The sequence below is a fragment of the Nostoc sp. DedQUE07 genome, from assembly GCF_034530975.2.
Taxonomy (GTDB): domain Bacteria; phylum Cyanobacteriota; class Cyanobacteriia; order Cyanobacteriales; family Nostocaceae; genus Nostoc.
The window spans coordinates 20,364-28,186 of sequence record NZ_JAVRCC020000077.1 but is presented as its reverse complement, the minus strand read 5'-3'; the positions used below and the strand labels follow the sequence as shown (position 1 = coordinate 28,186).

The 7,823-nt window shown below is 42.0% G+C and carries 5 protein-coding genes; 1 reads left to right on the top strand and 4 read right to left on the bottom strand.

Annotated elements, in window-relative coordinates:
- Positions 1–909: 909 nt before the first annotated feature.
- Positions 910–2,223, top strand: coding sequence for a glycosyltransferase family A protein (locus RMZ95_RS31965; protein WP_409884316.1), 1,314 nt, complete (start codon positions 910–912; stop codon positions 2,221–2,223).
- A 265-nt stretch (positions 2,224–2,488) separates the two neighbouring features.
- Here the strand turns inward: RMZ95_RS31965 and RMZ95_RS31960 are convergent, their stop codons facing one another.
- The 4 genes from RMZ95_RS31960 to RMZ95_RS31945 all read right to left on the bottom strand — a co-directional run bounded on the left by RMZ95_RS31960 (position 2,489) and on the right by RMZ95_RS31945 (position 7,762).
- The gene (locus RMZ95_RS31960; RefSeq protein ID WP_322684366.1) at positions 2,489–3,079 is read right to left on the bottom strand and encodes a class I SAM-dependent DNA methyltransferase; all 591 of its coding nucleotides are present in this window, start codon (positions 3,077–3,079) and stop codon (positions 2,489–2,491) included.
- Positions 3,076–3,825: a PIG-L family deacetylase gene (locus RMZ95_RS31955; RefSeq protein WP_322684365.1), complete on the bottom strand. Its 750-nt coding sequence runs from the start codon at positions 3,823–3,825 to the stop codon at positions 3,076–3,078. Before RMZ95_RS31955 ends, RMZ95_RS31960 begins: the two co-directional genes overlap by 4 nt.
- Complete coding sequence (locus RMZ95_RS31950; RefSeq protein WP_322672842.1) at positions 3,815–4,939, bottom strand: acyl-CoA dehydrogenase family protein; 1,125 nt, start codon at positions 4,937–4,939, stop codon at positions 3,815–3,817. Before RMZ95_RS31950 ends, RMZ95_RS31955 begins: the two co-directional genes overlap by 11 nt.
- 594 nt (positions 4,940–5,533) lie before the next feature.
- Complete coding sequence (locus tag RMZ95_RS31945) at positions 5,534–7,762, bottom strand: adenylate/guanylate cyclase domain-containing protein (protein ID WP_322684364.1); 2,229 nt, start codon at positions 7,760–7,762, stop codon at positions 5,534–5,536.
- Between the last annotated feature and the right edge of the window lie 61 nt (positions 7,763–7,823).

The window sequence follows — 7,823 nt, the reverse complement described above, 5'->3', positions numbered from 1 at the left end:
CATATTTTTACTTCCTAGCTTTATCGTAAGCGATCATCCGGACATGATATTATGTCAAACCTGCGTGCTGTGAGGGTTTAATGCCATGAAACCTTAAAATGAGAATGAATTAGCGATCGCTAGATATTTACCACTACCAAGATTCTTATGGCGGTGGATGCAGTCTTGCCGAGGTCAGAAGGCGACGCAAGTTAACGACTCCAACCCGATTTAATTGCAGAGCTGACACTGTTGCTCGACCACAGGGAGTTTTACCAATAACCTGTGTAAAATCATCGTTTCAGCTAAAATGCTCTGACCAAAGCTGCTGACGAGGATGAAACAGTGCCACCTCAAGTTTTGTTTCTGGATCGCAATAGCTGGTTTTAGTATGCTTTCGACCATTGCAGCCATAACACGACCAAGCTAAATTTTCTACAAAGGTTGAGCCGATCCAAATTAAGAACAGATGTGCTTTTAGAATTACCCAAGGAATGTTTATAACGACCAAAAAGCAGGTTATTAATCATGCGTTTAAGTTTTTGCATAAATCTGCTTCGGTTTGATTAGTTTTTATTAAAATATAAATCTTAATAATATGTTATATTATTCATCTCATTCTTAAAACGGATTATTAGTAAAACAATTAACTAAAATAGACAGATAATTTAAGTATGATTTTCTCGTCGGAAATTTGACGTTAGCAAAAAGATATAAAAATATGCCTTGAATAGTAAAGCTTTGAGTTAGAGCAGACAGACTTTAGTTTTTAATAGCTGATGTTTGGAGAGTTTTAATCAACACTAATCATACTGTAGGTAGATCCAAAACAAATGAGAAAATATTCAAAATAGAGTTACAAATATTAATAATTTCTGATCGTGGATGAAATCTTGTGTAGCTGCTCCTGGAGATGGAAAAATGGTTTTTATGGAAAGTAAACGCTTGCTCTTCGTTGCTGACTTTCCATCTGTACAGCAGGGTAAAGACTTTTCTCAAACTTTAGTCCAAATACCACCGTCACCGCATTGCGAAGTTTGTGTAATTGTTCCAGTTCGCAATGAAGCTCAGATGTTGGCAGCAACCCTTACTGCCCTGATACATCAAGTTGATTTACAAGGACAGCTTTTAGATCCCAGACGCTACGAGATAATTTTGTTGGCAAATAATTGTAGCGATGAGTCAGCAGCTATAGCCCGGAGTTTCGCCCAAGAACATCCAGATATAGCACTGCATGTAGTGGAAAAAACTCTGCCTCCTGCACAAGCTTATATTGGTCGAGTGCGTCAGATTTTAATGGATGAAGCACACCGCCGTTTGTGTAGCTTAGGACGCACAAGGGGGGTAATAGCTTCAACTGATGGAGACTCGCAGGTAAGCCCAACTTGGATTGCTGCCAATCTGTATGAAATTAACTGTGGTGCTGATGCTGTAGGTGGGCGAATTCTTGTTGAACGCACTGGTCGTGCGGGTCTACACCCTTACGCCAGAGCTTGCTATCTGCGTGAAGTGGGCTACCGCTATTTAATAACCGAGTTAGAAACTTATCTCGATCCCGACCCTGATGACAGCTTTCCCCGCCACTATCAACACTATGGAGCAAGTTTGGCAGTAACAGCAGAAATGTATGCACTGGCGGGAGGCTTACCACCAGTGCGGACTCCTGAAGATGTAGCTTTTTACCGTGCTTTGGTACGGGTAAATGCCCGTTTTCGCCATAGTTCTTTAGTGCGAGTAGTAACTTCGGCCAGACAAATTGGACGTACCAATGTTGGTTTAGCAAATCAGCTGAATGAATGGATAGAAATGGGACGGCAACAACAACCATTTGTAGTCGAGCCAGCAGGGGCTATCGAAACTCGTTTTGTTGCCCGCCGTCAATTACGAGTGATGTGGTGGTGCGTTCTTAATGGCTATCAACCAGATCGCAATAGCGTCGTATCCTTGGCAGAGATGCTGGGAGTTTCAGTCCAATGGCTTTTAGAAAAATTAACCCAACCTTATACCTTTGGTCAGTTGTTTGAACAAGTCGAAGAACGCCAGCAGTCAGAACAAATTTGGGCTTCGCGCTGGAAATTTGTGGAAATTGAACAAGCAATTGGAGACTTGCGCTTGCGTCTTGAGAGTTTACGGCTCAGTTACAGCAAACTCCACGGAAATTCGACCCAGGATGATTTGGAACTAACTAAAGAGCTTTACCCTACGAAAAGCCTAGAAAATAGGGGTCTTAAACCCTCGATCTAAGCGCGTCACAAAACAACCAATCACACAGAGCGTCGGGAGGAATGCACGGTTGAGGTAGCATTCGCTACGTCAACCAATCTCTTTTCAGACATACAGACAACCTGTTTCTGATGAGCAATTCTGCGATAGCGAAGCGGTAGCGAGTATTCGAGCGTCGCGTCTTGATTCTGACGCCTTGGCGGAGCGTTTCCGGCTCCGCTCCTGAATTACTTCTTCAACCGAAAATTATTGCACGCTGTACGTGATAGCGTCGGCGTCGGGTAGTTTACACTCGCTCGAATAAATCAAGTCGATATTCTTCATCCCGTTGACCTTTTAAATGCCGCAGTTTATTTGGGGTCAACTCAAAAAACGAGTCATGAACTTCATCTCCACTCAATGGATAATCACGGGCATAAAGTATCCAATGAACTAAAAGTAGATGTCCTCCAGGTTCCAGGTGTTCCAGAATGTACTGTTGGGATTTTTTCAGGTCTTCCCAGCACCAGTAATAGCCAACTTCTGAAACTAGGGTCAAATCAAACATTTTATCAGGATATTGCTCTGGGACACGCATAATCTGGAACTTGATATTGGAGAGATGCTGACAGCGCTCTTTTGCTCTATCCTGCGCCAATTTTGATACATCAACTGAGAGCAGTGAGTCACAACGTTCTTGCAGTTTTTCAGTTAAAACGCCAATGGAACCACCGATTTCAAAGGCAGACCGATAGCGGTCTTTGGGTAAAGCTGCAATTGTGGCAGCATATTTGTTAGCTTCGTAAATACTAGTCTCAAACTTCCACGGGTCTGGATTTTCGCTGTAGAGTTTATCAAAGTAGCTGGGTGGTAGGGAATTAGATTGTAACGGGTTCATCGGTTTTCCTCTATATAAACTTCCCAAGGATGAGTAAAATTTGCTAACATTTCGGGAGTTAGGCGAAAGCCTTCTGGATCGTCATCAATTAAGTCTGTAGTTTGGGAACGATAAGCAGCGATCGCTTGCTGTTTCAACTCCACCACTGCGCTAATATTCAATCGCCAAGTTGTCACCTCAAGAGGTACTGGCAGACTCTCTCGTTGGTCAAAGTCCCAATCCCAAATCGGATACTCAATCAATCGGGGGGATAAGGGCAAGCCATTCAGCACTGTGTGAATTAACTTCCAGGTCGCTCGGTGGTCTGTATGAGGGTCATATCGCCAGGGTAAAAAGATAATTTGTGGGGCGATTTCTGTAATGTAAGCACGACAACTAGCTACTGCACTTTGATACTGTGTTGAAATTGACCCATCCTGCATTCTACAGAAGGTGACATCATTCACCTCTACACCCAGCAATTTTAATGCTGATAGCGTTTCTGCTTCCCGCAGAGCTAGGAGTCTAGCTACGGGATATTTCTGGGAACGAGGGTGTGAAAGAGTACCATCACTGATGACTAACACTTGCACATGACAATTTAAAGACCGTAATAGAGCGATCGCACCTCCACAACCTAATGTCTCATCATCAGGATGGGGTGCAACAATCAGTACCGGGCTACAAGCGATCTCGTTAACTGAACGCCAGGGCAAAACATTAGGATTGTCTAGTGGTAATGCAATCAAGCCAAATTCATTCATCATTCCAAAGTATTGAAGCCGGATTACTTTCATGCAAGACATATTGCCCGACATTTGCCAAGGCTGCATCAAAAGCAGGTTGACGCAGATATAGAGTCAAATCTCGGATAATTCGTTCCATCGGATTTGGTGGTAGTAAGCCGCGAGTTCCCACAGAACGTTGACACAAATGCATCACATCAATGCAAATTTGTTCAATTGCTGTCCTGACCATGTTGGCATAGGCGACGAGTTGGTTTGCTTGCGGATGAACAATAGTGGGATCGCCACCAAACACTGGTGCATAGGCTGCTACTCGATCCGCAGCCCCCCGCAGCCAGAGATTACCACTTTCAATGGCGATCGCCATTCTGCCAAGCCGTTCCTGTTGATATGGATCGTTTGTATATTCCAACTTTTGTAGATACTGACGAGTTAGGTTAAACAGTGCTTCTGCCCCACCTAGTTGCACAGCAGCAAACCGAATTACCCCAACAGATAACCAAGGCTGTCGATAGTAATCTCCTGGCTGGCCGATTAAATAGCTCCGATCCAACTCGACACCGCTAAAATCCACTTTGTAACTAGCAGTAGCTCGCATCCCAGAAGGTTGCCACCAAGCGGGATCGCTAAGAGTTGTCACTTCGTCCATTGGCACAATGCACATTTGCCAACCGCCCTCTGGCAATACTCCATTCACGAAAGGACGTTCAACATAGCCAGTACCACTACAAAACGTTTTAGAACCTTCCAGCCGATAACGCCCATTCTCACAAGGAATTATCTTCACACCATCAGAGGCTTCAGCATTCCAAACGCCAAATATTTTCTGGCGATCGCGGGCATCATCAGCGCAGCTTGCGATCTGTTCTATGGAACCAAAGGTCTGAATCAGTTGTAGGGCGTTGATATGTCCTTCATAAATTCGCCCAACTGCCAGATTGCCATGCCCTATCTGCTTTAATAGCATTAAAAGCTCGTAGGTAACATTAGCATCAATTCCTGCACCCCATCCGCCTAATTCTTTCGCTAATGGTGCAGCCAATAACCCAGCCTTAGCAATTAGCTCAAACTCTTGCTTGGGAAAAGCAGTATTGCAATCGATTGCAGTGGCATTGTTTAAACAATAATCCGCAATTTCTGCGGCACGTTTGAGATCCAGAGCAATGTTGGAACTATGCCATTTTGGGATGACGACATTCTTTAATAATTGGATGCTAATAGCCGACTCCTTTCTGTAATATTTCTTTATATCTTGTTAATAATAATTAAATTAAATAAGTTAACATCTCTATCTTTTGTATGATTATATACCTAACAAAAGGGAGATTATTATATGCATAAATTATTTTTTGCGTAGGACAATGGAGTATACTTTAATTTTAGCAGAATCACCAGAGTTTAACCATCAACTCTCATCTGCCAATATTAAACGTGCCAAATTAGAAGAATTTCATTAAGCAGCGTATAACTATTCAGGTAGAGCGTATGATGCAAGTTTTGAACTGATGGATGCGATATTGCTGACGCGAAACGCTTACAGTTTGGTAGATTTATTGCTATCATTGAATGTCTGCTTGATTAAGAGTAGCGTTAAGTAGGCCGGCAGACAATACTTGTCGGGTTTTGGGGGAAGGAGAAAAGGTAAAAAACCCTTAACTCTTATCCTTTAGCCCTTTCCCAACAATGAACGAGGCTAAAATCCTCTTCCTTCCTGCCCGATCCCAACTACTTAAATCTTACTAAAAATTGCTTTTATCTCAGAACTTTTAGTAGTAAAGTAGATATAAAACAACCCATCTTCTATTGGTTTTTCTAAAACTTTAGCATAAATATCAGCGCTTAATTCTTTTGAATAATTTGGTGATAAAACTAATTTAATATTACTGAATAAAGAAGGGATGACATCTTTTTCTATATCCTTGGGACGTACCTCGGCTCCCTTTGTGGAAAGTTTAACTAAATTGCCTTGAAAAAGGGTTTTATCAATGTGCTTTTCATCTAAAATTGTATATTCTATTGGTATTGCTTCAGCTAAGGGTAGCAATCTTTCTTCTTCTTGAGTTAGAAAGAGATTGTATTTTCCAATAATCCCGCTAACTTCGTAAATATTTATCGGTAGTTTAATTCCTTTTACTTGTACTTGCTTTTGTCCACAGATTTTAACAATTGACTCTACTTCTTTAAATGTCGATTCTGAAATAACAATCTGTCCTCCAATTGTATAGGATTCAATACGATAGGTGAGATTCACCTGGCTACCGACTACACCATACTTGGTTCGGATATAAGAACCAATATTTCCAACAACAACTTCGCCGGTGTTGACAGCTATTCCCATTTCTAATGGCGGCAGATTCCACTGCTGCATCTTTTCATTTATATTCATCATTGCTAACTGCATAGCGATCGCACAAGCAATAGCCCTTATAGTGTCGTCTTCTTTGGCAGTAGGCGCACCAAACAATACTAAAATACCATCGCCTGTAAACTCATCAATGGTTCCTTGATATTGGGTAATGATATCTGCCATTGATGCTAAATAAAAGTTGAGAATTTGAACAACCTTTTCCGGGGGTAATTGTTCCGAAATACTGGTAAATCCTCTTAAATCGGAGACGAGTATGGTGATTTTACGCCGTTCGCCCCCAAGCTGTAAACCTTTTGGGCTTTCTAATAAGGTAGTGACTACTTCTTTGCTTAAGTAACGCCCAAATGTATAACGAATTTCTCCAGCAGTACGGGCGATGTAGACTGTAATGGCGATCGCAGATCCCAACAATGCTAATAATGGTGGTACTACAGGTATCCACCAACTAGCGATAAAGGCTGTATATGTACTAGCCAATAGCACACCTGCTGCCAAAATTGGGCTAGTTATTTTCTGGAAGGATAAAAATTTTATCCCACCTGCATATCGCCATTGCCAAGTTAGACTTGCACCCACAAAAGACCACAAAAAAATCCATCCTATTTCTATTGGCTGCGACCAACTCTTAATTAGTGGGCGACCTGCTGTAGCTGCACTGATAATTTGGCTAGCCATATTCGCGTGAATCTCTACCCCAGGCATAGGTTCAGGAGAAGTCAACAAATCACTACTATAGGGAGTGAAGAATAAATCCTCAAAACTCTCGCTGACGTTACCAATCAAAATAATGCGATCGCGTCCCCATTCTGGTGGTACCTTGTCTTCTAAAATATCTGTCATCGTGACTGTAGAAAAGCGTTTGGCTGGCCCCCTGTAATTTATTAAAATTTGGTAGCCACGGTCATCAGCTCGCACATAGCCACCATCATTAGCAGCAAAAGGGATAAATCTTGTCTTTCCTAACTGCCAATTTTTTGTCTGTCCAGAAGTTTGGGGTGCAATACCTTCGGCATCGAGATAAAGTAAAGCTAAATATAATGCAAAACTGTAAATAGTCTCTCCATTTTTATCTGTTAAGTAGAGCAAACTGCGTCTTACCTTTTTATCTGGATCTAAAACCAAATCATTTGCACCTACTTGCCCTTTATCTTTGAGTGCTGGTGGCGGGTCAATTGGCTCGCGTTGGTTATCTCCTACCACTCTTTGAATCCCGACTAAATTAGGGGTAGATGTAAATACTTTGGTTAATTCTTGATGTCCTGGTTCTACAGGTAAATCGCGGTAGATATCTAAACCAATAGCTCGTGGTTTCCTGGCTTTTAATTTTTGCAACAATTGAGCATACAGACCATCTGGAACGATTGGCTGACGAATTTTTTTCATGTCTGCAAGATTTACTCCCACAATGACAATTCGATCGTCGGGTGCTTCTTGGGGTCGCAGACGCATATATCCATCAAAAGCCTCCAACTCCCAAGGCTGCATTAAACCAGCAAAGCGTAATAAGATGACTACACCAGCCACACTAGGAGTAGTAATCAAAACACCGCGCCATTGCCACAGTAGCTTTTTCCACTTTCTCCAGATCATCTTGTTTGTACCAAAATTAATTTTTCCGGGTAGCAAAGTAGCCGTTTTAACTTTGCTGATA